The sequence below is a fragment of the Micromonospora sp. LOL_021 genome, assembly GCF_048060215.1.
GTDB lineage: Bacteria > Actinomycetota > Actinomycetes > Mycobacteriales > Micromonosporaceae > Micromonospora_E.
The window spans coordinates 76,863-100,871 of record NZ_JBHMIN010000021.1 but is presented as its reverse complement, the minus strand read 5'-3'; the positions used below and the strand labels follow the sequence as shown (position 1 = coordinate 100,871).

Genomic DNA, 24,009 nt, shown 5'->3' with positions numbered 1-24,009 from the left:
CGACGAGGTGGCCGTACGAGCCGAGATACGGCTCCAGGTCCGGCACCGGCTCGCCGTCGCGCGCCGCGTCGGTGCGCCCGGTCGGCACCTGCGCGGAACAGTGCGGCGGCGGCCGGCCGGGGCAGCGTCCGGATCAGCCGCCAGGCCGCCGCGTAGCCGAGCTCGACCGGGGTCACGCGTCCACGCCCTGCGCCGCCTGCCGAGGGCCCGCTGCGGCGGCGGTCTGCTGGTGGACGTGAGCGATCCGCTGCCAGATCGTCACCAGCGACAGCGCGGCGAGCAGCCAGAGCGCGGCCGGCAGCCCCCAGCCGACACCGAGGCCGCTGAGCAGGCCGCCGACGCCGACCAGGATCAGCCGCTCGGCCCGTTCGGCGACGCCGACGTTGCAGGTCATCCCGAGCCCTTCGGCGCGCGCCTTCACGTAGGACACGATGCCGCCGGCGACCAGGCAGATCAGCGCCGCGACCGCACCCGCCCGGTTGCCGCTGACCGCGAGCCAGTACGCCACCGAGCCGAAGATCGCCCCGTCGGCGATCCGGTCCATGCTCGAATCGAGGAAGGCGCCGAAGGTGCTCGATCCGCCGCGTAGCCGGGCCATCGTGCCGTCCAGCACGTCGGTCAGGGCGGACAGCGTGACGATCACCAGACCGGTGATCAGGTGGCCGCGGGCGCCGAAACCGATCGCCCCGACGAGCACACCGACGGTGCCGGCGACCGTGACCGCGTTCGGCGATATCCCTGCGCCGAGCAGTCCGCGGGCTACCGGCTCGATCACCCGGGTCATGCCCGCGCGGACGGACACTCTGAAGATCTTCGCCATGGCGGTCCCACGATAACGGTCGACGGAAAGGGTCGGCACGGTGGCCACGAACGTGAGCCGGTGGCGGTCACCTCGCGCGCCGGACTTGTGTACGGCGCGTCGCGGATGTGGGATCGACACGTGAACGTGAGCGAGCTCACCCGGGCACGGTTCACGTTACCGAGCAGGTCCCGCCCGCCTGAAGATGTCGCCGCGGATTCACCCCGCGGTCATCCTCTGCGGTCCCGGCCGGCCGTTCCGGTCCGGACCGGAGCCCGGCCTGGTCCGCAGCGCGGTCGCCCCACCCAGTCAGGCAGCCAGGAGGTGCGCAGTCATGGCGCAGAAGAACCACGACAGGGGGCCCGCCGGGTCCGTTGCGGTGGTCACCGATCCCGAACGGATCCGCAACGTGGTGCTGGTCGGGCACTCCGGTGCCGGCAAGACCACGTTGATCGAGGCGCTGCTGGCCGCCACCGGGACGATCAGCCGGGCGGGGCAGGTCCCGGACGGCACGACGGTCTGCGACCACGACCCGGCCGCGGTACGCCAGCAACGCTCGATCGCGTTGACCTGCGCGCCGCTGTTCCACCGCGACGTCAAGGTCAACCTGTTGGACACCCCGGGGTACGCGGACTTCGTCGGTGAGCTGCGGGCCGGGCTACGCGCCGCCGACGCCGCGCTGTTCGTGGTCTGCGCGGCGGACGGGATGGACGCGGCCACCGCCGCGCTGTGGGAGGAGTGCGCGGCGGTCGGCATGCCCCGGGCGGTGGCGCTCACCCGGCTCGACCATCCACGCGCCGACGTCGACGAGACCGTCGCGTTGTGTCAGCGGGTCTTCGGCGACAACGTGCTGCCGCTGCACCTGCCGATGCTCGCCGACGACGGGGTGGGCATCGTCGGGCTGCTGGACCTGCTCGCCCGCCAGGTCCTGGACTACTCGACCGGCCATCCCCCGCAGGTGCGGGAGCCGGACCCGGAGCATCTGCCGGCGATCGCCGAGGCACGCGACGAACTGATCGAGGGGATCATCGCCGAGAGCGAGGACGAGACCCTGCTCGACCGGTACCTCGCCGGTGAGCAGCTCGACCCGAAGATGCTGGTCGACGACCTGGAGACGGCGGTGGCCCGGGGCCACTTCCATCCGGTGCTGCCGGTCTGCGCCCACACCGGGGTCGGGCTCGACGCGCTGCTGTGGCTGTTGACCGCCGCGTTCCCGGCACCGCCCGAGCACACCCTGCCGGCGGTGACCGGGCTGGACGGCACGCCCCGGCCGCCGCTGGGCTGTGACCCGGCCGGCCCGCTGGTCGCCGAGGTGGTCCGGACCACCGCCGACCGGCACGTCGGCCGGGTGTCGCTGGTCCGGGTCTTCTCCGGCACGCTGCGCACCGACCGTACGGTGCATGTGGCCGGGCACGGCCTCAGCCAGCGGGGCCACCCGGACCACGACGCCGACGAACGGGTGGCGCACATCTACAGCCCGCTCGGTGCCCAGCTGCGGGAGGTCGAGGTCTGCGTCGCCGGCGACATCTGCGCGTTGACCAAGTCGGGCAGCGCGGAGACCGGTGACACCATCTCGGCGGCCACGGATCCGCTGCTGGTCGAGCCGTGGGAGATGCCCGAACCACTGCTGCCGGTGGCGGTCGTCGCCCGTACCCGGTCGGATGAGGACGCGATGGCCCGCAACCTGGGCCGGCTGGTCGCCGGTGATCCGACGCTGCGGCTGGAGCGCAACGCCGAGACCCGCCAACTGGTGCTCTGGTGCATGGGTGAGGCGCACGCCGACGTGCTGTTGGATCGGCTGCGCTCGGGCGGCGTCGAGGTGGACGTCGAGCCGGTGCGGGTGTCGCTGCGGGAGACGTTCACCGCGCCGGCCCGGGGGCACGGGCGGCACGTGAAGCAGTCCGGCGGGCACGGACAGTACGCGGTGTGCGACATCGAGGTGGAGCCGCTGCCGGAGGGCAGCGGCTGCGAGTTCGTCGACCGGGTGGTCGGCGGAGCTGTGCCGCACAACTACATCCCGTCGGTGGAGAAGGGGGTACGGGCCCAGATGTGCCGGGGCGTGGTCAGCGGACATCCGGTGGTCGACCTGCGGGTGACCCTGGTGGACGGCAAGGCACATCCGGTGGACTCGTCGGACGCGGCGTTTCAGACCGCCGGGGCGCTGGCCCTGCGGGACGCGGCCACCGCCGGTCGGCCGACGTTGCTGGAACCGGTCGACGAGATCACGGTCCGGGTGCCGAACGGTGCGGTCGGCGCGGTGCTCGGCGACCTGGCGGGCCGGCGCGCCCGAGTGCTCGGCACCACCACCGGCGACGACGACGCCGGCGACCGGACGGTGATCCGCGCCGAGGTGCCGGCGACCGAACTGCTGCGGTACGCGGTGGAGCTGCGCTCGATCACCGGAGGTGCCGGCACGTTCCGTCGGGCGTTCGCCCGCTACGAGCGCGTATCGCCCAGTTGACCCTCAGCTTCCGGTCCGGCTGCTGTGGACGAGGCTGCGTCCGGTGTCGACGACGGTGTCCTCTGCCGGCCGCGGTGTCCAGCCGAAGGTCTCGCGGGCGGCGTCGGTGCAGATTGGGCGGCGGATGCCCAGGTTGCCGACCATTGCCCGCAGTTGCGGGACGAACGGGGCCAGAATCCGCACCAGTGTCGATGGCATCGCCCGGATGGAGACCTTCGCCGCGTCCGCGCCGAGCCGGCGGCGCAGGATCGCGGCGATGTCGCGCAACGACAGCAGGTCGCCGCTGGCGGCGAGGTAGCGGTGCCCGGCGGCCTCCGGCGTCAGCATGGCGGCCATCTGCAGGTCGGCGAGGTCCCGCACATCGACCGGGGACACCCACAGGTCGGGAACGCGCGGCATCCGGCCGGACAGCATCGCCTGGATGATGCCGACCGAGGAGGGAGGGTCGCTGCTGAGGACCGGCCCGAAGATTCCGGTGGGGTTGAGGACCACCAACTCCATACCTCCGTCGGTTCGCTCGACGAAGTCCCATGCCGCCCGCTCGGCGACGGTCTTGGACTTGATGTACGGGTCGATACCCGGCGCGTCGGGATCCGTCCAGTCCTGTTCGGTGAAGGGACGGTCCAGCGGTTGCTCGCCGTAGCCGACTGCCCCAAAGGACGACGTCATCACCACTCGGTGTACTCCGGCGTCGCGGGCGGCCCGCAGCACTCTGAGCGTGCCGTCACGGGCCGGCACGACCAGATCGTTTTCGTTGGCCGGTCGGGTTCCGGGGAACGGGGAGGCGATGTGCAGGACGTAGCGACAGCCCTGTACGGCGGCGTCCCAGCCGGCGTCCTCGGTGAGGTCGGCGGTCACCACCTCGATGGAGCCGTCGCCGACGGTGCGGCGTAGCTCGGCGGTCCGGGCCGGCGAGCGCACGGTTGTCCGGACCTGGAAGTTGCGGGCCAGGGCACTTTGGATCACGTACGAGGCGACGAATCCGGTGCCACCGGTGACCAGGATACGGTTTGCTGACATCGAGGTTCCCCAATCTTGACAGCGCGAACCAGCAATCACGGATCGTGATCGCTCCGGGCAAGGAACGAGCTCGTCGGATGACCTGGATCAGGCGGCGAGGGAGCTGCCTCAGCCGCGCGTCACGCTCAGCAGCGGCAGAAGGACGTCATCGACGATTCGGGCGGCCAGGCCGGGCCGGTGACCGAGGTAGAGTTGGCCGGCCAGCAACGGCCCGAGGAGGATCTGGTCCACCAGGTCGAGGACCGGGTTGTCCGGGCCGATCCGCCCGGCGTCGACGTGTCGCTGCAGCATCCGACGCATCGCCTGGATCTGCGGCTCGATCATGAGCTCGCGGAGAGCGAGCATCAGCTCGGGATTGAGCAACACGTCCCGGGCCAGACCCGTCATGGCCGCGTCGTGCGAGTCCCTGATTCGGGCCGCGTCGCTGGCTACCGTCGCCAGTGCCAGCAGGTCGCCGCGGAGGGAGCCGGTGTCGATTTCGATCGCCGGAGCGGGCTTCTGCGCCTGCAGAGCCCGAATGACCAGCATCGGCTTGCTCTCCCAGCGCCGGTACAACGTAGCGGTGCTGGCCTTTGCCGCAGCCGCGATGTCGTCGATGGTGACCGCGTCGTAGCCGCGCTCGCGCACCATCGCCAGTGCGACCGTCAGCAGCTCCTGCTCGCGCTCCGCCGAGAGCCGGCTGCGACGCGGTCTGGCCTGCGTTTCCGACACCGTCACCTCCTCGCCCCAACCGAGACTACGAAAACCAGCTACCGAAATCAAGTTTTCGACAACTAGTTTTCGCTAACGGGGACACCCCTGTCAGGTCGCCGGCCACGCCCCGCTGAACAGGTCGCGGGTGTCGGCGAGCAGCTGCGGCAGCACCTTGGTGCGGCCGATCACCGGCATGAAGTTGGCGTCCCCGCCCCACCGGGGCACCACGTGCTGGTGCAGGTGGGCGGCGATGCCGGCACCGGCCACCCCACCCTGGTTCATCCCGATGTTGAAGCCGTGCGCGCTGCTCACGGCGCGGATCACCCGCATCGCGGTCTGGGTGAACTCGGCCAGCTCGGCGGTCTCGGCCCGGTCCAGCTCCGGGTAGTCCGCGACGTGCCGGTACGGGCAGACCAGCAGGTGACCGGGGTTGTACGGGTAGAGGTTGAGCACGGCGAAGACCCGCTCGCCCCGGGCCACCACCAGACTCTGCTCGGCCGGCCGGCCCGGGGCCAGGCAGAACGGGCAGCCGGTCGGCGAGTCGTAGCCGCCGTCGGGCCGGTCCGCACCGGAGATGTACGCCATCCGGTGCGGAGTCCAGAGTCGTTCCAGGCCATCCGGCCCGGGTTGTCCGGTCGTGCCAGTCACCCCGTGATCGTACGGGCTCGGCACGACCGGACTCACCCGACGGCGACCCGGCTCACTGCCCGGCGGGCCCCGTCGGACCGTCGGACACCGCCTGACTGTCGGGAACGGTCGCGGTCGGGTTGACGTTGGTCCGGGACCGCACCACGTCGACGACATGGGCCACCGCCTCGGCCAGCGGCACCCCGTTACGCTGCGAACCGTCACGGTAGCGGAAGGAGACGGTCCCGGCCGACACATCGGCGTCACCGGCGATCGCCATGAACGGCACCTTCTGCTGCTGGGCGGTGCGAATTTTCTTCTGCATCCGGTCGTCGGAGAAGTCCACCTCGGCCCGGATGCCCTCGGCCCGCAGCATGGCGACGAACTCGGCCAGGTAGTCGCCGTGGTCGGTGCGGATCGGGATGCCGATCACCTGCACCGGGGCCAGCCAGGCCGGGAACGCGCCGGCGTAGTGCTCGGTGAGGATGCCGAAGAACCGCTCGATCGAGCCGAACAACGCCCGATGGATCATCATCGGCTGCTGCCGGGTGCCGTCGGCGGCCTGGTACTCCAGGCCGAACCGCTTCGGCTGGTTGAAGTCCAGCTGGATGGTGGACATCTGCCAGGTCCGGCCGATCGCGTCACGGGCCTGCACCGAGATCTTCGGGCCGTAAAAGGCCGCGCCGCCCGGGTCGGGGACCAGCTCCAGCCCCGAGTCGACCGCCGCCTGCCGCAAGGTCTCGGTGGCGTCGGCCCACTCGGCCGGGTCGCCGATGAACTTGTCCGAGTCGTCGCGGGTGGACAGCTCCAGGTAGAAGTCGTCGAGGCCGTAGTCCCGCAGCAGGTCGAGCACGAAGGCGAGCAGCGAGCGCAGCTCACCGGGCATCTGCTCCCGGGTGCAGTAGATGTGCGAGTCGTCCATGGTCAGCCCGCGCACCCGGGTCAGCCCGTGCACCACGCCGGACTTTTCGTAGCGGTAGACGGTGCCGAACTCGAACAGCCGCAGCGGCAGCTCCCGGTACGACCGCCCGCGCGACCGGAAGATCAGGTTGTGCATCGGGCAGTTCATCGCCTTGAGGTAGTACTGCGCGCCCTCCATCTCCGCCGGCGGGAACATGGTGTCGGAGTAGTACGGCAGGTGCCCCGAGGTCTCGAACAGCTGGGACTTGCTGATGTGCGGGGAGTAGACGAACTCGTACCCGGCCTGCTCGTGCCGGCGGCGCGAGTAGTCCTCCAGCTCCCGGCGGATGATGCCGCCCTTGGGGTGGAACACCGCCAGTCCGGAGCCGATCTCGTCCGGGAAGCTGAACAGGTCGAGGTCCGCGCCGAGCTTGCGGTGGTCGCGGCGGGCGGCCTCGTCGAGCAGTTTCAGGTACGCCTTAAGCGCGTCCCGGGTGGGCCAGGCGGTGCCGTAGATCCGCTGCAGCTGCGGGTTGCGCTCGGATCCCCGCCAGTACGCCGCCGCGCTGCGCATCAACTTGACCGCGCCGATCAGCCGGGTGGACGGCAGGTGCGGGCCCCGGCACAGGTCCGACCAGCAGGTCTTGCCCGAGGTCGGGTCGAGGTTGTCGTAGATGGTCAACTCACCGCCGCCGACCTCCATCACCTCGCTGGCGTCGAAGTCGGCGGTGCCCTTGACGTCGACCAGCTCCAGCTTGTACGGCTCATCGGCGAGTTCCGCCCGGGCGGCGTCGAGGTCGGCGAACCGCCGCCGCCGGAACCGTTGCCCGGACTTGATGATCTCCTGCATCCGCTTTTCCAGCTTGTCGAGGTCCTCGGGCTGGAATGGCCGGGCGACGTCGAAGTCGTAGTAGAAGCCGTTGGTGATCGGCGGGCCGATGCCGAGTTTGGCTTCCGGGAACAGGTCCTGCACCGCCTGGGCGAGCACGTGCGCGGTGGAGTGGCGCAGCACGGCGAGCCCGTCCGGGGAGTCGATGGCGACCGGCTCTACCCGTACGTCGGCCTCCGGTGACCAGTCCAGGTCCCGCAGCATGCCCTCGGGGTCCCGGACCACGACGATCGCCTTCGGGCCGTTCACCGGCAGGCCGGCGGCGGCGATCGCGTCCGCGGCCGTGGTCCCGGCCGGGACCACGACGGGTTCGGCCTGGGGACTGGCTGCGCTTGCGGACACGACGGGCTCCTCACGGTCGGTGGATCGGTGCGTACGGTCAATCGGTGCGTACGATGGTCCGGCACGGGCCGGCGACGGTGTTCCGGTGGCCGGGGCGGGCCCGGCCGGCCCTGATGCTATCGCCCCCCGTCGGCGTGACCGGGTGTCGGTCCTGTTGCAACGCCCTGACGTCGACCCGGTTCCGGCGTTAGATTGACGCCGTGGCTGCCACCGACATGGTCGGCGCTCTGCGGCGCCGGTACGACTCATTTTTCGCCAGCCGGCGGCCGGTGCCGTTCGCCGTACTGGACGTCGCCGGCACCGAGCACCGCTTCGGCCCGGGCGATCCGCAGTTCACCATCGCCGTACATCACCCCCGTGGTGCCCGGGCGCTGGCCGCGTTGGACCAGTTCGCGGTCGCCGTGGCGTACCTGCAGGGTTGGCTGGACGTCGAGGGTGACCTGTCCGCCGCGCTGCGGATGCGGGCGTTCTTCACTGATCTGCATCCGGTGGCCCGGTTCTCCGGCGTGTTCGCCGGGCTGCTGCGCGGCCGGCGGGAGGACGACCGGCGGGCGATCTCCCACCACTACGACTCGGAGTCGGAGTTCTTCCTGACCTTCCTCGACAACCGCCACCGCTGCTACACGGAGGGCGTGTTCGCCGCCGACGACGAGCCGCTCGAGGACGCGATGACCCGCAAGATGGACCTGGCTCTGGAGGCGATCGGGGTCAAGCCGGGTGACCGGGTGCTGGAGGTGGGCGGCGGCTGGGGTGCGTTCGCCGAGCACGCGGCCCGGCACGGCATCGAGGTGACCACCACGACGCTGTCGCGGGAGTCGGAACGCTACCTCGTCGACCTGTTCGAGCGGGAACAGCTCGACGTACGGGTGGTGCGTCAGCACATCTTCGGCTTCACCGACGATCGTCGCTACGACGCGATCGTCAACATGGGGGTGACCGAGCACCTGCCGGACTACCGCCGCAGCCTGCGCAAGTACGCGGAGCTGCTCAGGCCGGGCGGGCGCGTCTACCTCGACGCGCTGGCGATGCGGCGCAAGCACGTCGCGTCGGCGTTCATGAAGCGCTACATCTATCCGGGCCGGTCCGCGCCGCTGCTGCTGCACCAGTACCTGCGGCACGTCGCCCGCTCCCCGTTCGAGCTGTGCAGCATCGCCGACGACCGGCACAACTACTACCTGACCTGCCGGGAGTGGGCCCGGCGGCTGGACGCCGCCCGGGACGAGGTGGTGCAGCGCTGGGGTGAGCCGATGTACCGGCGGTTCCGGATCTTCCTGTGGGGGTCGGCGGCCGGCTTCGACACCGGGCTGGTGCAGGCGTACCGCTGGGTGTTGCGGCTGCCCTGAGCCATCGTCGGCGGCGACAGACCCAGCGGTCGGCGTCGACCGGGGCCGCGACGTACGTCGGGCGGCGCCGCCGTGCGCGGTGACCGCGGTCACCACCGACTTGCCAGGGGCAGTACGGTCGTGAGGTGGCTACGGTGCTCCTGGTCGAAGACGACCACGTTGTGCGCGGCGCCATGTTGCGCTCGCTGGCCGACCGCGGGCACGCGGTCCATGCGGTCGGCACCGCCCTCGACGCGTTACGCCGGGTCGCTGCGGAAACTCCCGACCTGGTGGTTCTCGACCTGGGTCTGCCGGACCTGGACGGGTCGGACGCGTTGCGGATGCTGCGCGGCATCACCGACGTGCCGATCATCATCGCCACCGCCCGCGACGACGAGCAGGCGATCGTCCGGCTGCTGCGGGCCGGGGCCGACGACTACATGGTCAAACCGTTCACCGGTGCGCACCTGGACGCCCGGATCACCACGGTGCTGCGCCGGGCCGGCCGGGCGAGCCGGTCCGTGCCGCCCGCCGTGCACCAGGTGGGTGGGCTGCGGGTCGACGTCGGCGAACGCAGCGCCACCCTGGACGGCGAGGCCCTGGCGCTGACCCGCAAGGAGTTCGACCTGCTGGCCTATCTGGCCGCCCGCCCAGGTCGGGTAGTGTCCCGCCGGGAGCTGTTGGAGGAGGTATGGCGGCAGCCGTCGGTCGGCGAGGACCAGACCATCGACGTGCATCTTTACTGGCTTCGCCGCAAAATGGGCGAATCCGCAGCGAAGCCGCGCTACCTGCGCACCGTGCGGGGGGTCGGCTTCCGGCTGGTGGTACCGGACTGAGATTGGCGCTGGCCTACCTCGGGGCCGGCATGGCATCGATCATCGCGTTGGTCTTCCTGATCCCGCTCGGCCTGCAGCTGCAGCGGGAGACCCGCGAGCAGGCACTGGCCGACGCGGCCCGGCGTGCCGCGGTGGTGCGCGGCGCGTTGGCGGTCAGCAACGACCCGGAAGGGGTCCGTCGGGCCGTGGCCGGTCTCGGCGAGAGCACCGACCGGCAGCCGGTAGTGCACGGGCTCGACCTGGCCGGCACCGTACGGGCGACCGGCCAGCAGGTCACCGAGGCCGCTGCCGGCACCGGGCCGACGGTGGTGGCGACCGACGGCGGGGTGCTGCACCTGGAGCCGGTCACGGTCGGTGACGCGGTCACCGTCGTCGAGGTCTTCGTCGCCGACGGCGAGCTCAACCGGGGTGCGGCCGGCACCTGGCTGCTGCTGGTCGGCATCGCCGCAGGTCTGGTCGTCTGCTCGGTCATCGTCGTGGACCGGATCGCCGCGCGCGCCGTCGCCGCCGCGAAAGGGCTGGTCGACGCGGCGATGGCGGTCGGTGACGGGGATCTGGCGGTCCGCATCCAGCCGGACGGACCGCGCGAGCTGGCCGAGGCCGGGTACGCGTTCAACCGGATGGCGGACCGGCTGGTCACCTCCCGCACCGACGAACGTGAACTCGTCGCCGATCTGTCCCACCGGCTACGCACCCCGCTGACCGTGCTGCGGCTGGACGCCGACGCGCTCGACTCCGACGACACCAGCGTCGGCTCGTTCAGCGAGGCCGAGCTGGACCGGCGGCGGACGATCCGCCGGATCCGTCAGGCGATCGTCACCCTGGAGGGCGAGGTCGACGTTCTGATCAACACGACCCGGAAGACGGTCACCCAGGAGGTCGGCCAAGGCAGCTGCGACGTCGCCGAGGTGGTCCGCGACCGGATGGTCTTCTGGTCGGCGTTGGCCGGCGACCAGAACCGGCCGTACAACGTGATAGGCGCGCAGCTGCGGACCCCGGTGCCGGTGCCCCGGGCCGAGCTGGCGGCCGCGCTCGACGCGGTGCTCGGTAACGTGTTCCGTTACACGCCGCAGGGCACCGCGTTCGAGGTGGCGGTGTCCCGCCGGGACGGGTACGTGGCGATCCGGGTCGACGACGCCGGGCCGGGCATCGCCAACCCGGACCGGGCACTGCGGCGCGGGGCCAGCGACCAGGGCTCCACCGGACTCGGCTTGGACATCGCCCGCCGGGTGGCGTTGCAGGCGAACGGGTCGGTCAGCCTGGACCGGGCTCGGCTCGGCGGGGCGAGCGTGGTGATGCTGCTCGCCGACGCCGAGGCCGCCCCGCCCCGCCCGGTGAGCCGGTTCGGGCTGGTCGGCCGGCTAGCCAGGGAACGCGACCGGGACCGGGAGCGGGGCCGCCCCCGTCGCCGGCCGACGCCGCGCTGACCGGCAGATCACGGCCGGGTCTTCGCCGGCACAAGTATTCCTTAGGTCTGGATTAACGTCGTTCCGCACGCCCCGCGCAGGATGGCAGCATCTGCTCCGAACCCATCCGCGTTCCTGGACGACTCACCCGCAGTACCGTCCCAAATCCCAGTCCAGGGACGCTTGCGCGCGGCGGGGCCCAGTCCCCCAACACCGATGTCCCGCCGCGCGCCCACCCTGGACAGAGGCAGGTCGACGTGTCACCGTCAGCCGCTGCGCCACCGCCGGCCGCTGAGCCACCGTCGGGTACGTACGCCGTCGGGTCACCGCCAGCTGGGTCACCCACCGTCGACGAGGACGGAGCCGCCCCGATCACCGCGCGGCAGGTGCTGCGCTGGGTGACGGTGATCGGCGCGCTGGTGGTCGCGGTCCTCGCCTGCTGGCAGGACCCGGGCTACGCGACCTGCGCCAGTAGATAGCCCGGCTCAGCCGGCCGACGCCAGGTAGCCGTCGATCTCGTCCCGCAGCCGCCGCTGCTCGGTGGCGGGCAGGAACGAGGCGGTCACCGCGTCGCGGGCCAGGCCGGCGAGTTGCTGCGGGCCGGCCTGCAGCAGGGACGCGGCCACCGCGTACTCCTGGTTGAGGCTGGTGCCGAACATCGGTGGGTCGTCGGAGTTGATCGTCACCAGCAGGCCGGCGGCGACCATGTCGGCAAGCGGGTGCGCGGCCAGCTGCGGCACCGCACCGGTCCGCACGTTGGACGTCGGGCACACCTCCAGCGGAATCCGCCGCTCCGCCAGGAACGCCACCAGCTCCGGGTCCCGCACGCTGGAGGTGCCGTGGCCGATCCGCTCGGCGCCCAGCTCGCGCAGCGCGTCCCAGACCGTCTCCGGCCCGGTGGTTTCCCCGGCGTGCGGCACCGAATGCAGCCCGGCCGCCCGGGCCTGGTCGAAGTACGGCTTGAACTGGGGCCGGGGGACGCCGATCTCCGGCCCGCCCAGACCGAAACTGATCAGACCGTCCGGGGCCTCTTCGAGGCAGATCCGCAGTGTCTCCTCGGCCGCCGGCAGCCCCGCCTCCCCCGGTATGTCGAAGCACCAGCGCAGCTCGATACCGAAGTCGGCGCGGGCCCGTTGCCGGGCGTCCTCGATCGCCGCGCAGAACGCGGGCGCGGGAATGCCGCGCCGTACGTGCGAGTACGGCGTCACCGTCAGCTCGGCGTACCGGACCTGCTGGGCGGCCAACTCACGGGCCACCTCGTGAGTGAGCACCCAGACGTCCTCGTCGTCGCGGATCAGATCGACCACGCTCAGGTAGATGTCGACGAAGTGGGCGAAGTCGCGGAACACGAAGTAGTCGGCCAACGCGTCCTCGTCGGCGGGAACCGGGGACCGCCCCTCGTGCCGCTGGGCCAGCTCGGCGACGATCCGCGGCGATGCCGACCCGACATGGTGCACGTGCAACTCGACCTTCGGCAGCCCGGCGATGAAATCCGACAGCGCGGGCGGGGGCTCCGACAGCACGGGTGGAGTCGACGGTTGCTGGCTCACCTGGCGTTCGACCTCCTCTGGGAAAACGGACATCCCCGACGGGGGCCCGGCTGCGCCGAGCGTACCGTTCGGGCGGTCGTCTAGGCTCGCCCGGTGGACAAGCGCACGTTTCCGCGGCTCGGCCGCACGGTAGGGGCAATCGGTCTGGGTGCCTGGCAGCTCGGCGCCGACTGGGGGACGGTCAGCGAGGACGAGGCGGCGGCGACGCTCAACGCCGCCGTCGAGGCCGGCACCACCTTCCTGGACACCGCCGACGTGTACGGCGACGGGCGCAGCGAACGGATAATCGGCCGGTTTCTGCGGGAGTCCGGTGGCGACGACCTCGTCGTGGCCACCAAGATGGGGCGCCGGGTGGCGCAGCACCCGTCGGCGTACGTGCTGGACAATTTCCGGGCCTGGACCGACCGGTCTCGGGCGAACCTCGGCGTCGACCGCCTCGACCTGGTCCAGCTGCACTGCCCACCGACCGAGGTGCTGCGCACCGACGCGGTCTACGACGCGCTGGACACCCTCGTCGCCGAGCAGCGGATCGCCGCGTACGGCGTGAGTGTCGAGACGGCCGACGAGGCACTGGCCGCGATCGCCCGGCCGGGCGTGGCCAGCGTGCAGATCATCCTCAACGCGTTGCGGCTCAAGCCGCTGGAACAGGTGCTGCCGGCCGCTGCGGCCGCCGGGGTCGGGATCATCGCCCGGGTGCCGCTGGCCAGTGGCCTGCTCTCCGGCCGGTACGACGAGAACACCCGGTTCGCCGCCGACGATCATCGGACCTTCAACCGGGACGGCTCGGCGTTCGACGTCGGCGAAACGTTCTCCGGGGTTGATTTCCACACCGGGCTGGCCGCCGTGCGTCGGCTCGCCCCGCTGGTGCCACCCCCGGCCACCATGGCCCAGTTCGCACTGCGCTGGATCCTCGACCAGCCCGGGGTGACGGTGGCGATCCCCGGTGCCCGCAACCCCGCCCAGGCAAGAGCGAACGCGGCAGCCGCAGAGCTCAGCCCGCTGGACGACGCCACCCAGCGGGCGGTGCGGGAGGTCTACGACGACCTGATCCGGCCGCAGGTGCACCACCGGTGGTGACCCGCCGCCCAGCGCTGCGCACGGGCAAGGGGTTCGCTGCGCACAAGCAAGGGCCCCGCTGTCCCGGCCGGAACAACGGGGCCCTCGTCACGACCTTCGCGGGTCGGTGCCAGCCCGACCGCCGGACGGCACCGGTGACCGAGGTCAGATCGGGCGGACCTGCTCAGCCTGCGGACCCTTCTGGCCCTGGGCGATCTCGAACTCGACCCGCTGGTTCTCCTCCAGCGTGCGGTAGCCGCTGGTCTGGATGGCCGAGAAGTGGACGAACACGTCAGCACCCCCGCCGTCGACGGTGATGAAGCCGAAGCCCTTGTCTGCGTTGAACCACTTCACGGTTCCCTGCGCCATGTGTATCTCCTTCTGAAACTGGCGGCCAAGCACGCCGTGCGGCCGGTTGGCCGTTTTCGAGCAGCGGCGCCTGAGGTGGCCCCCGGTGAAGGAGGACTTCTCTCAACCCACGCTGTCTCGCAACAGCGTGGACAGCAAACCACGTACGCAAAAACTTCGCACAGCCTACCTGACGAACGTCTCCGACATGTGACCTGAGACGCCGTTCACGCCCTCGTGGCGTGCCCGAATCTGGTCGTCACCCGGGCCCGGTACGGCCGGGCCGTCGCACGCCTGACCAGCGGCGGCGCTCACGACGGCCAACGGCCGGTGAGCCGGCGCACCCCGGTCGCGCCGCCGCGATCCACAGCGGCCCGAACGACTGAGAAGATCGCCCCCTGCAGTGCGGCCGCGGCCAGCACCTCGCCCCAACCACGCTCCTCGTCGATGGCGTTGGGCGCCTCGTCGTCGCCGGCGGCGAGCTTCCACACCTGCCGGAATATCGCCCCGGCCAGGGCACCCGCCGCCAGGCCGAGCACCAGGCCGACCGGCCGATAGGCCAACTTGTTGACCGGTTTGCTCACCCGCGCCTCCCCCTCCTCGTCAACCACACCAGTACCACCGTCACCACGGTGCCGGCCACCACCAGGGCCGGGACCGCGACGGTACGCCGGTCCGGCCGGCGCGCCGTGGCCGCCGCCTGGCGGGCCGAATCCCGCAGCCGCAGCCGGGCACGGTCGGCCCCTAGCCGCACCCGGCTCTTCACGTCGGTCTTCGCAGCCAGCGCCTGCACCGTCTGGCCCAGTTCGGCCCGGGTCTGCCGGATCTCGGTCCGGAGCAGGTCGAGATCGCCGGTGCCGTTGCCGGACCTGCCGTTGTGTGACGTCACGACTGCCGCCCCCGTTTCATCGCCGCGCCGACCACCGTCACGTCCGCCCGTACGCTGTCCGCCGCCGCCGTCGGCACCGGCGGCGCCGCCTGACGGACCTGTCGTCGCCCGGCGAGCGCCAGTACGCCCGCGACCAGGAACAGCAGCACCGCGACGGCCAGGGCTGCCAGCCAGGGCGGCCAGGCCTGGGCGAGCAGCAGCACGCCGGCGGCGATCAGCACACCGAGGCCGTAGAGCGCGACGACCCCGCCGCCGCCGAACAGCCCGATACCCAGCCCGGCATGTTTGCCCTTTTCGGTCAGTTCGGCACGGGCGAGCGCGAGTTCGTCGCGCACCAGTCGCGATATCTGCTCACCGGCCTGCTGCACGAGTTCCGTGGTGGACCGCTCGGCGGGCGGCCGGTGCAAAGTGTCGGCCATGGTGCCTCCTTTCCCGCTGTTCGCCGCTGTATGCCCGGCCCGGACCTCGGTCAATCCTGCTAGCGACGATCAGCAGCGGCGGGTTCCTCTGGTCCGACGAAGACCGACGCGCGGGCGTCGCCCTCGGCGTCACCGCCGAACAGCCGGGCGTCGTCGGGTACCTCGTGTCCGCCGACGGTGGTGGCCGTGACCGGTCCGGACGGGTGCCGGCCGTTGGGCTGCCCACCGGTGACCGACCGGTGCCGCAGGTCCAGCCAGTCCAGCAGGCTGTCCCCGTCGCCGACCTCGGCCCGCCACCGGGGCAGGGCGGTCGGTCGCTGGTCGCGTACCCAGCTGACCAGGTGTTCGCGGACCTGACACCGCAGATCCCACAGACTCGGCGAGTCGGCGGCGCTGACCAGTGCCCGCAGCCGGACCGTACCGCCGGTCGCGTCGGTCACCTGCAGCACACACACCCGGCCGTCCCACAGTTCGGTGCCCCCCACCAGCCGGCGCAGTTCCTCCCGCATTGCCTGGACCGGGACCGACCAGTCCAGGTCGAACTCGGCGGTGCCGAGCACCGCGGCCTTGGTGCGGGTCCAGTTCTGGAACGGAGTGGTGGTGAAGTACGAGGTGGGCAGGATCAGCCGCCGGTCGTCCCAGATGTGCACCACCACGTAGCTGAGCGTCAACTCCTCGATCCGGCCCCACTCGCCCTCGACCACCACGACGTCGTCGATGCGCACCGCGTCGCTGAAGGCCAACTGCAGTCCGGCGATGACGTTGCTCAGCAGGCTCTGCGCGGCCAGCGCGCCGACCACACCGATCACCCCTGCGGAGGCGAGCAGGCTGGCGCCGACACCGCGTACGGCCGGGAAGGTCATCAGCATCACCCCGACGGTGAGGATGACGATCACTGCGATGGTGACCCGGCGCAGCATCACCACCTGGGTGTGCAGCCGGCGGGCGTGCCGATTGTCCGGCACGTCGGTGCGGAACCGGGCCAGCGTGGTGTCCTCCATGGCCAGCAGCAGTGCGCCGACCAACCAGGCACACGCCGCGATCATCGCGAGGACCAGCAGGTGCAAGGTGGTACGCCGCCACGGCTCACCGACCGCGTAACCGGTCGAGAAACGGACCGCGAGCTGAATGGCCGTCACTGTCGCGGCCACCAGCGTCGCCCGGTGGGCGTGGGTCGAGACCTCGGCGAGCAGGACGGAACGTCGGCCGAGACGCCGGACGACGCGCTGGCCGATCGCCACCACGGTCACCGCGAGTAACGCCGCCGCGACCGTGACGAGCACCGTCCAGACAACCGGATGCACGAAAGAATCCTCCTTCACATCGCCATCAACAGGGACAAAAGGTCAATGATGCCGGGCGAAGGTGGGTCCTGCCATGGGCGGTGGGTCACACCTTCCGGTAGCGGGACTGAGCGAAGCAGTAGGCGCCGAAGGCCGCGAAGCCGGCCGCCACCAGTGCCAACAGGACAGACCCGAACGCCTGCTCGCGCAGGGTGTGCAGGGCTGCGTCCAGGCCCCGGGCCTGCTCCGGCTCAAACTGGACGGCGGCGGTCACCACCAGTGCCCCGGCGGTGCCGTAGGCGACTCCCTTGGCGACGTAGCCGGCCGTACCCAGCCGGCAGACGACGGTCCGCGCCCGGGCGCTCATCGCCCCGGTCCGCAGGTGTTCGGCGAACCGCCGGGTGACGCCGTTGACGACCATCCCGGCCCCGATGCCGATCACCACCAAGCCGGCGAACCCGACCAGCCACCGGCCGCCGGGGGCGGACATCACCCGTTCGCTCATCGCCTGCTGCTGGTCGGCGGTGTCGGCGTTGGCGTTGCGGAACACCTGGACGGCGGTCCAGGCGAAGGACAGGTAGACCACGGTCCGACCGACCGAGACGACCCGTTCGACCGTCCGCTTGTTGCCCTGCTCGGTACGGTGCCCGACGGCGGCTTCGATGCCCTGCCACACCGCCATCGCGGCCAACCCGACCGCGACGGCGATCAGCAGCACCCCGCCGAGCGGCTGCGCGGCGAGGGTACGCAGCGCGCCGGACTGGTCCCCGTCGGCGGCCGAACGGCCGAAAGCGATCTGCAGTGCCAGCCAGGCCACCAGCAGGTGCACCAGGCCGTACCCAACGAAGCCGGCTCTGGCGAGTAGCTTCAACGATCGACTGTTACCAACCTGGTGGGCGGTGCGCCGCGCATCCCTGGTGTTCGGCATGGCGCTCCATATGACCGGTCAGCGCCGCCACCAAACGTGCCCGACCGGTGGTCAGCCCAGCTGCCGGGCGACCCGGATCGCCACCTCCGAGTCGGTGACCCGCTCGAGGGTCACGTCGAACCCGCCGACCTCGGTGGCCTGCTCGCCGACGGTCAGGGTGACCTGCTCGCCAGCCACCTCGACGGTGACCCGGTCGCCCTCGGCGCCGATCAACCGGGCCTCGACGCCGAGAAAGCTCGCGCTGGCCTCGACTCCCCGGGAGAAAGTCACCGTACAGGCGTCCAGTCCGCAGTCGGTGCTGGCGCCCTCGGAGCTGCAACCGGCGAGCAACGCCGCGCCGAGCAGCAGCCCGGCGGCCAGACCGGCGATACGGGAGGCGGCACCGGCCCGCCGGCCGGATCTGGTGAATCGGGAGGCGGATGGCAGCAGGGGTGCGATGGTCACCGGACAAGCGTACTTGGCGCTCGTGACGGCGCCCGGAGCACTCGCCAGCCGCCGCACCGGCCGGCGAGGCGGCGGGCCGACGGTTAGGCTCGAAACCGTGCCGGCCTGCCGACCGTCGGCCTTGACCGAGTGGGCCTATACCGAGTCGGCCTTTGACCGAGGAGGTGTCCGACCGTGACAGTGCTGGTGGAGGACAACCCGGCGCGGAACCGGTTCGAGATCCTGATCGACGACGGCCTGGCCGGGTTCGCCAGCTACCGGCCGGGTCCGGCGCCGGTGACCGTGACGCACACCGAGATCGATCCCGCGTACCGGGGACGGGGTGCCGGTGACGCCCTCGCCCACGGGCTACTCAGTCAGATCCGCGACCGCGGTGAGCGGGTGGTGCCCCAATGCCCGTTCATCGCCGCCTACATCGGTCGGCATCCCGAGTTCGCCGAGCTGGTCGCCGGTGACTGATGAGCGGCGCCGGCCCGGCATGGCACGGACGGCGGTCGCGGTGGCCGGCGTACTCGTGCTGGCGGCCACGGTGGTGGCGGCGGGCGGCTGGCTCGGCTGGTTCAGCGATCCGACGATCTCCGACGCGCCCGAGGCGTCGGCCGACGTCGAGGTCGTCGCGACCGGGCTCGCCGCACCGTGGGACCTCGCCTTCCTACCGGACGGCACCGCCCTGGTGACCGAGCGGGACACCGCGCGGTTGCTGACCGTGGACGCGCAGGGCAGCACCCGGGAGATCACCGAGGTCGACGGGGTGGTCCCGGACGGGGAGGGCGGTCTGCTCGGCGTGGCGGTGTCCCCGCAACACGCCGCCGACGGCTGGGTCTACCTCTACTACACCGGTGCCGAGGACAACCGGGTCGTTCGGTTCCGGTTCGGGCCCGACGGCCCGACGACGGCCCCCGAGCCGGTGCTGACCGGGATTCCCCGGGCGCCGACCCACAACGGTGGCCGGATCGCCTTCGGTCCGGACGGGATGCTGTACGTCGGCACCGGCGACGCCGGCGAGCGAGGAGCCGCGCAGGACCCGACCGGGCTGGCCGGCAAGATCCTACGGGTGCGGCCGGACGGCACCGTCCCGGCGGACAACCCGCTTGCGGGGTCACCGGTGTTCAGCCTCGGCCACCGCAACGTGCAGGGACTGGCCTGGGATCCGGACGGGCAGCTGTACGCCAGCGAATTCGGGCAGAACCGGCACGACGAGCTGAACCGGATCGAGGCCGGCGGCAACTACGGCTGGCCGGAGATCGAGGGGGTGGCCGACCGGGCGGAGTTCGTCGATCCGGTGGCGACCTGGGCACCCCGGGACGCCTCGCCCAGTGGTCTCGCCCACCACCAGGGCCGGCTGTGGCTGGCGTGCCTACGTGGCCAGCGGCTGTATCGGGTCGCTCCGGACGGCACCGGCGCCGAGACGCTGCTCAGCGGCGAGTACGGCCGGCTGCGGCACGTGGCGGTGGCGCCGGACGGCAGCCTGTGGGTGCTCACCTCGAACCGGGACGGCCGCGGTTCACCCACCGGCGACGACGACCGGATCCTGCGGATCCGCGGCTGACCGGTCCGCCGTAGGGTCCGGCCCGGTCGGGCCGGGCGTGCCGGTGCTGGCCACCGGCGTCTGCCAACCGGCCAGCCGCTCGGCGGCGGCCCGACTGTTCGCCCAGCTCGCCCCGTAGGTCGACAGGTGGACGTCACCGGTGACCCGGATCGGTACCCCCATCTCGACCACGACGGCGTCGGGCCGCGCGGCGAGCGCACGGTCGACCGCCACCGACATCCACCGATGCCGGTGCAGGTCGCGGACCACCAGGACAAGGGCGTGGTGACGGGCGGCGAGCAGCGCGGTGTCCAACGGCTCAACTGGTCGAGCAGGCACGCCGGCCGCCACCGACGGGCCCGCCGACGCGTCGAGATCCCGTTCGGTCAGTCGGACGGTGAGCGTCCCGGGCCGCAGCGTGGCCAGGGCCTGGCCAATGCCCCACGGGGTCTCAGCCCCGATCGCGATGTTGTGCGGCGGCGCGAACTCCACCACGTACGCGGGTCGGGTCAGCGGCAGCCGGGCCGCGGCCCGTGTCCGCAGCGCGCGCCGGGCGGCGGCGAGTCCGACGGCGGACCGCACCGGGCCGGTCGGCGGGCCGGCGGACGCCAGCGTGTCGGACCCGCTGCCACCCGGTACGGGCCCGTTGCGGCCCGGTCGGCGGTGCCGCACCGACCACTCCGCCAGTTGCCGGATCCGCTCCGCCGCCTCGGCCAGCCGCTGCGCTGGCAGTTGTCCGGTGACGACCGCGTCGACGATCGCGTCGGTCAGTCGCCGGACGGTCTCCTCGTCGGCGTGTTCGCCGCCGACGCAGACCGCGTCGACCCCGGCGGCGAGCGCCCGGACGGTCGCGCCGGCCAGACCGAAGCGCCGGGTCACCGCCCGCATCTCGATTCCGTCGGTGATCACGGCACCGGTGAACCCGAGTCGGTCCCGCAGCAGGTCGACCAGGACCGCACGGCTGAGGGTGGCGAGATTGGCCGGGTCGATCGCCGGGACGAGCAGGTGTCCGGTCATGATCGTCCGGGTGCCGGCGGCGATGGCGGCCCGGAACGGGGCCAGCTCCACCGCGTCCAGCCGGACCCGGTCGGCGTCGATGCGGGGTACGGCGGCGTGCGAGTCCACGTTGGTGTCGCCGTGTCCGGGGAAGTGCTTGGCGCAGGCGGCGACTCCGGCGTCCTGCAGCCCGCCAATCCAGGCGGCCGTGTGCCGGGCCACCAGGTGCGGGTCGTCGCCGAACGCGCGTACCCCGATCACCGGGTTGTCCGGATTGGAGTTGACGTCGGCGACCGGGGCGTAGTTGACGGTGACTCCCGCGCCGGCCAGCTCCAGGCCGAGATCGTGAGCCACCCGGCGGGTCAGTTCCGGGTCGTCGACCGCGCCGAGGGCCAGGTTGCCGGGGCGGGAGCTGCCGTGCCCGGATTCGATCCGGGTCACGTCACCCGCTTCCTCGTCGATGGCGACCAGCACGTCCGGCCGTTCGGCGCGCAGCGCGGCGGTGAGCGCGGCGACCTGTTCGGGGTCGCGGACGTTGCGGGCGAACAACACCACCGCGCCCAGCCCGTCGGCGACCCACCGGCGCACCCAGTCCGGTGGGCCGGTGCCGATGAACCCGGGCTGCAGCACGGTGGCCGCCATCCGCCGCACACTGGGACTGGAATCGACCATGCGGCTCATGTTCACATCACGGATAGTTTTAGTCAATAAACCTTCCTATTAACCGGGACCCGCGCCGCGGCGACGGCGCCGGTCCCGCCGTACGGCACGGTCTGTCGCCGGACAGCCCCGGTGTGGCACAGTGCGTGAGTGGTTCCGTTCGTCCAGTACGCCGCCGAGGAAACCAGCTGGCAGGACATCCCCGGTGTCCAGGTGGTCGGCGCCGTCCTCGGCATCCTGCTCCTGCTGGCCGCGCTACGGGCGATGTTCGGCAAGGGGCGGTGAGCGGAGACGGTGAGGCCGGGTCGGCCGACGGTCGGCACGGTCCCCGGGACGCCCGGCCCGTTTGGCGGTGGTCACCACCGGGTAACCACGCTTTCCGATGAAGCTGCCCCTGCACTCACCCCGACTGCGCAGCGCGGCACGCCAACGCTTCGGCTGGTCGGCGTTGCGGCCCGGCCAACTCGGCGCGATGCGGGCCCTGCTGAAGGGCCGCGACGCCCTGGTGGTGCTACCCACCGGCGCCGGGAAATCGGCCGTGTACCAGATCCCGGCCACCATGCTGCCCGGCCCGACCGTGGTGATCTCCCCGCTGCTCGCGTTGCAGCAGGACCAGATCGCCGCACTCAACCAGCGCGGCCAGGCCGAGCTGCGGGCGGTACGGATCAGCTCCGCGGAGAGCCCGGCCCAGCGACGGGCGGCGCTCGATGACGTCTGCCAAGGCCGGGCCCGGTTCCTGTTCACCACCCCGGAGCAGCTGTGCGACCCGGACCGGCTGGCCGAGGTACGGGGGCTGTCCCCGGCGCTCGTCGCGGTCGACGAGGCGCACTGCGTCTCAGCCTGGGGGCACGACTTCCGACCCGACTACCTGGCCGTCGGCCACCTGGTGGAGCAGCTGGGCCGCCCCCCGGTGGTGGCGCTGACCGCCACCGCCTCGCCGCCGGTCCGCGACGACATCGTCCACCGGCTCGGGCTGACCGACCCGCACCTGGTGGTGCCGGACTCGACCGGAACAATCTGTTCCTCGAGGTGGCCCACTGCCCGACCGAGGACTACCGGTGGCGCCGGCTGGTCGCCCTGCTCGACGTGGAACAGCCGCCCGGCATCGTCTACGTGCCGACTCGGCGGGCCGCGACGGACCTGGCCGGTCAGCTCGCCGCCGCCGGCTACCCGGCCCGCTGCTACCACGCGGGCATGTCGGCCACCGCCCGGCAGCAGTTGCACGACGAGTTCCTCGCCGGGCAGGTGCCGGTGATGGTGGCGACGTCCGCGTTCGGCATGGGCATCGACAAACCGGACGTACGGTGGGTGGCGCACACCGCGCTGCCGGACTCGCCCGACAGCTATCTGCAGGAGATCGGTCGTGGTGGCCGGGACGGCCGGCCGGCCCGGGCGCTGCTGTTGTGGCGGGCCGAGGACATCGGTCTGCAGCGCTACTTCACCACCAGCCCGCCCGACCAGGACGAGTTGCGTGACGTCGCCGAGGTGCTGGACACCAACCCGGCCACCCGCGCCGAGCTGCGCCGCCGCACCGGGCTCGGGGCCCGCAAGCTGAGCCAGCTGCTCGCCCTGCTGGAGGAGGTGGGCGCGGCCCGTACCGTAGCCGGCACCCAGACCGTCCGTCCCTTCTACGCGCCGGACCCGGCGCGGGCCGCCGCCGACGCGGTGGCGGCGGCCGGACGTCGCCAGACCGTGCAGCGCTCCCGCACCGACATGATGCGGGCCTTCGCCGAGGCGACGGGTTGCCGCACCCGGGCGCTGCTTGCCTACTTCGGGGAGCATGTGACGGACGTCTGCGGTCATTGCGACAGTTGCCACGCCGGGACCAGCACCGCCGACGACGGCGCCGCTGAACCGTTCCCGGTACACAGTATGGTGCGACACGCGGAATGGGGGGCCGGCCTGGTGCTCGGGTACGAACAGGACCGGATGACGGTCCTCTTCGACGGTGTCGGCTACAAGACGTTGTCGGTGCCGGTGGTCAGCGACCAGGGTCTGCTGGCCGCCGAGCAGCGTTGAGGATCGCCTCCGTCGGACACCTGGTCCGGCGGGCAGCGGGTTGAGAGGGGCAAGAGCGTGACGGAACTGCCGGTGTACACCGAACTCGGGTTCTCCGACGAGGAATGGGGACTGCTGGTCGGGCTGCCGCAGGCGGTGCTGAACGCGGCCAGCGCGGCCGAGTCCGACGGTGGACGGCGGACCCGGGCGGAGAACGCCGCCGGGCTGGAGACGATCAGCGCCGGCCGGGAGTCGGCCAGCCCGCTGGTCACCGCCGTCGCTGGGGAACTGGTCAGCCGGGTCGGCGATCCGGAGACCGGCGAGGAGCTGCCGGTGATCGAACCGGCCGACCCCCAGGCGCTGATCGCCGACGTGCTGGACCGGGCGGGGGCGGCGGCCCGACTGCTCGCCGACCGGGTGGACGACGGTGAGGCTGGGGCGTACAAGCACTGGCTGGTCGGCATCGCCGAACAGGTGGTCGGCGCCGCGACCACCGGCGGGGTGCTGGGTATCGGCGGCGAGTCGGTGACCGAGTCGGAGCGGCGGTTCCGCGACCGGCTCGCCCACGTGCTCAACGACTGAGCCGCAGGGGCTCCCGGTGTGCGGCCGGTTGAC

24 protein-coding genes and 1 pseudogene are annotated in these 24,009 nt (G+C 71.9%); 11 read left to right on the top strand and 14 right to left on the bottom strand.

Translation table 11 applies throughout. The features are described 5' to 3' along the window. Positions 1-172: 172 nt before the first annotated feature. Positions 173-820 (bottom strand): phosphatidylinositol phosphate synthase, encoded by a 648-nt coding sequence (pgsA, locus tag ACFHWT_RS16095; RefSeq protein ID WP_416595429.1) that lies wholly within the window; start codon positions 818-820, stop codon positions 173-175. Between the two features lie 313 nt (positions 821-1,133). Between pgsA and ACFHWT_RS16090 the strand changes: the two genes are divergently transcribed. Next, positions 1,134-3,260, top strand: coding sequence for an elongation factor G-like protein EF-G2 (locus ACFHWT_RS16090; protein ID WP_416595427.1), 2,127 nt, complete (start codon positions 1,134-1,136; stop codon positions 3,258-3,260). Between the two features lie 3 nt (positions 3,261-3,263). Here the strand turns inward: ACFHWT_RS16090 and ACFHWT_RS16085 are convergent, their stop codons facing one another. From ACFHWT_RS16085 to thrS, 4 genes are all read right to left on the bottom strand, one after another. Further along, complete coding sequence (locus ACFHWT_RS16085) at positions 3,264-4,280, bottom strand: SDR family oxidoreductase (RefSeq protein WP_416595426.1); 1,017 nt, start codon at positions 4,278-4,280, stop codon at positions 3,264-3,266. Positions 4,281-4,388: 108 nt separating this feature from the next. Continuing rightward, positions 4,389-4,991, bottom strand: coding sequence for a TetR-like C-terminal domain-containing protein (locus tag ACFHWT_RS16080; protein WP_416595424.1), 603 nt, complete (start codon positions 4,989-4,991; stop codon positions 4,389-4,391). 90 nt (positions 4,992-5,081) lie between these two features. Beyond that, entirely contained in the window at positions 5,082-5,558 is a 477-nt protein-coding gene (locus ACFHWT_RS16075; RefSeq protein ID WP_416595439.1) for an HIT family protein, read from the bottom strand. Between the two features lie 115 nt (positions 5,559-5,673). Further along, positions 5,674-7,731 carry a threonine--tRNA ligase gene (thrS, locus tag ACFHWT_RS16070; RefSeq protein ID WP_416595423.1) on the bottom strand — a complete coding sequence of 686 codons (2,058 nt, stop codon included), beginning with the start codon at positions 7,729-7,731 and terminating at the stop codon, positions 5,674-5,676. Between the two features lie 200 nt (positions 7,732-7,931). Here thrS and ACFHWT_RS16065 point away from each other — a divergent pair, with 200 nt between their 5' ends. The 4 genes from ACFHWT_RS16065 to ACFHWT_RS16050 all read left to right on the top strand — a co-directional run bounded on the left by ACFHWT_RS16065 (position 7,932) and on the right by ACFHWT_RS16050 (position 11,774). Next, the gene (locus ACFHWT_RS16065; RefSeq protein ID WP_416595422.1) at positions 7,932-9,074 is read left to right on the top strand and encodes a class I SAM-dependent methyltransferase; all 1,143 of its coding nucleotides are present in this window, start codon (positions 7,932-7,934) and stop codon (positions 9,072-9,074) included. Positions 9,075-9,199: 125 nt separating this feature from the next. Then, positions 9,200-9,889: a response regulator transcription factor gene (locus ACFHWT_RS16060; RefSeq protein ID WP_123601096.1), complete on the top strand. Its 690-nt coding sequence runs from the start codon at positions 9,200-9,202 to the stop codon at positions 9,887-9,889. Between the two features lie 29 nt (positions 9,890-9,918). Next, the gene (locus tag ACFHWT_RS16055) at positions 9,919-11,316 is read left to right on the top strand and encodes a HAMP domain-containing sensor histidine kinase (RefSeq protein WP_416595420.1); all 1,398 of its coding nucleotides are present in this window, start codon (positions 9,919-9,921) and stop codon (positions 11,314-11,316) included. 236 nt (positions 11,317-11,552) lie between these two features. Next, entirely contained in the window at positions 11,553-11,774 is a 222-nt protein-coding gene (locus tag ACFHWT_RS16050; protein WP_416595418.1) for a hypothetical protein, read from the top strand. A gap of 6 nt (positions 11,775-11,780) precedes the next feature. Here the strand turns inward: ACFHWT_RS16050 and ACFHWT_RS16045 are convergent, their stop codons facing one another. After that, positions 11,781-12,794, bottom strand: a complete 1,014-nt coding sequence (locus ACFHWT_RS16045) for an adenosine deaminase (protein WP_416595437.1) — start codon at positions 12,792-12,794, stop codon at positions 11,781-11,783. Positions 12,795-12,938: 144 nt separating this feature from the next. On the opposite strand from ACFHWT_RS16045, the gene ACFHWT_RS16040 reads away from it, so the two are divergent. Continuing rightward, entirely contained in the window at positions 12,939-13,922 is a 984-nt protein-coding gene (locus ACFHWT_RS16040; RefSeq protein WP_416595417.1) for an aldo/keto reductase, read from the top strand. A gap of 144 nt (positions 13,923-14,066) precedes the next feature. Here the strand turns inward: ACFHWT_RS16040 and ACFHWT_RS16035 are convergent, their stop codons facing one another. From ACFHWT_RS16035 to ACFHWT_RS16005, 7 genes are all read right to left on the bottom strand, one after another. Then, positions 14,067-14,270, bottom strand: a complete 204-nt coding sequence (locus ACFHWT_RS16035) for a cold-shock protein (RefSeq protein WP_007075740.1) — start codon at positions 14,268-14,270, stop codon at positions 14,067-14,069. 290 nt (positions 14,271-14,560) lie between these two features. Beyond that, entirely contained in the window at positions 14,561-14,833 is a 273-nt protein-coding gene (locus ACFHWT_RS16030) for a DUF4235 domain-containing protein (protein ID WP_123601092.1), read from the bottom strand. Continuing rightward, positions 14,830-15,138, bottom strand: a complete 309-nt coding sequence (locus tag ACFHWT_RS16025; protein WP_416595415.1) for a DUF3618 domain-containing protein — start codon at positions 15,136-15,138, stop codon at positions 14,830-14,832. Before ACFHWT_RS16025 ends, ACFHWT_RS16030 begins: the two co-directional genes overlap by 4 nt. Continuing rightward, positions 15,135-15,557, bottom strand: coding sequence for a phage holin family protein (locus tag ACFHWT_RS16020; protein ID WP_416595412.1), 423 nt, complete (start codon positions 15,555-15,557; stop codon positions 15,135-15,137). The genes ACFHWT_RS16025 and ACFHWT_RS16020 overlap by 4 nt, the downstream gene beginning before the upstream one ends. Before the next feature lie 59 nt (positions 15,558-15,616). Further along, the gene (locus tag ACFHWT_RS16015; protein WP_416595409.1) at positions 15,617-16,861 is read right to left on the bottom strand and encodes a mechanosensitive ion channel family protein; all 1,245 of its coding nucleotides are present in this window, start codon (positions 16,859-16,861) and stop codon (positions 15,617-15,619) included. An 85-nt stretch (positions 16,862-16,946) separates the two neighbouring features. After that, on the bottom strand, positions 16,947-17,711 hold the full coding sequence (locus tag ACFHWT_RS16010) for a DUF1206 domain-containing protein (protein ID WP_416595407.1): 765 nt from the start codon (positions 17,709-17,711) through the stop codon (positions 16,947-16,949). Positions 17,712-17,819: 108 nt separating this feature from the next. Then, entirely contained in the window at positions 17,820-18,194 is a 375-nt protein-coding gene (locus tag ACFHWT_RS16005; protein WP_416595435.1) for a hypothetical protein, read from the bottom strand. A gap of 192 nt (positions 18,195-18,386) precedes the next feature. On the opposite strand from ACFHWT_RS16005, the gene ACFHWT_RS16000 reads away from it, so the two are divergent. After that, complete coding sequence (locus ACFHWT_RS16000) at positions 18,387-18,671, top strand: GNAT family N-acetyltransferase (protein WP_416595406.1); 285 nt, start codon at positions 18,387-18,389, stop codon at positions 18,669-18,671. Beyond that, entirely contained in the window at positions 18,664-19,761 is a 1,098-nt protein-coding gene (locus ACFHWT_RS15995) for a PQQ-dependent sugar dehydrogenase (protein WP_416595404.1), read from the top strand. Before ACFHWT_RS16000 ends, ACFHWT_RS15995 begins: the two co-directional genes overlap by 8 nt. Here the strand turns inward: ACFHWT_RS15995 and ACFHWT_RS15990 are convergent. Next, entirely contained in the window at positions 19,717-21,408 is a 1,692-nt protein-coding gene (locus ACFHWT_RS15990) for a glycoside hydrolase family 3 protein (protein WP_416595403.1), read from the bottom strand. The two genes, ACFHWT_RS15995 and ACFHWT_RS15990, sit on opposite strands and share 45 nt — an antisense overlap. 138 nt (positions 21,409-21,546) lie before the next feature. On the opposite strand from ACFHWT_RS15990, the gene ACFHWT_RS15985 reads away from it, so the two are divergent. The 3 genes and pseudogenes from ACFHWT_RS15985 to ACFHWT_RS15975 all read left to right on the top strand — a co-directional run bounded on the left by ACFHWT_RS15985 (position 21,547) and on the right by ACFHWT_RS15975 (position 23,976). Then, a complete protein-coding gene (locus ACFHWT_RS15985) occupies positions 21,547-21,681 on the top strand; it encodes a hypothetical protein (RefSeq protein ID WP_282230358.1) in 135 nt (44 codons plus the stop codon). A gap of 97 nt (positions 21,682-21,778) precedes the next feature. Continuing rightward, positions 21,779-23,415: pseudogene (locus tag ACFHWT_RS15980) on the top strand (RecQ family ATP-dependent DNA helicase). 57 nt (positions 23,416-23,472) lie between these two features. Then, complete coding sequence (locus ACFHWT_RS15975) at positions 23,473-23,976, top strand: hypothetical protein (protein WP_416595401.1); 504 nt, start codon at positions 23,473-23,475, stop codon at positions 23,974-23,976. Positions 23,977-24,009 lie beyond the last annotated feature (33 nt).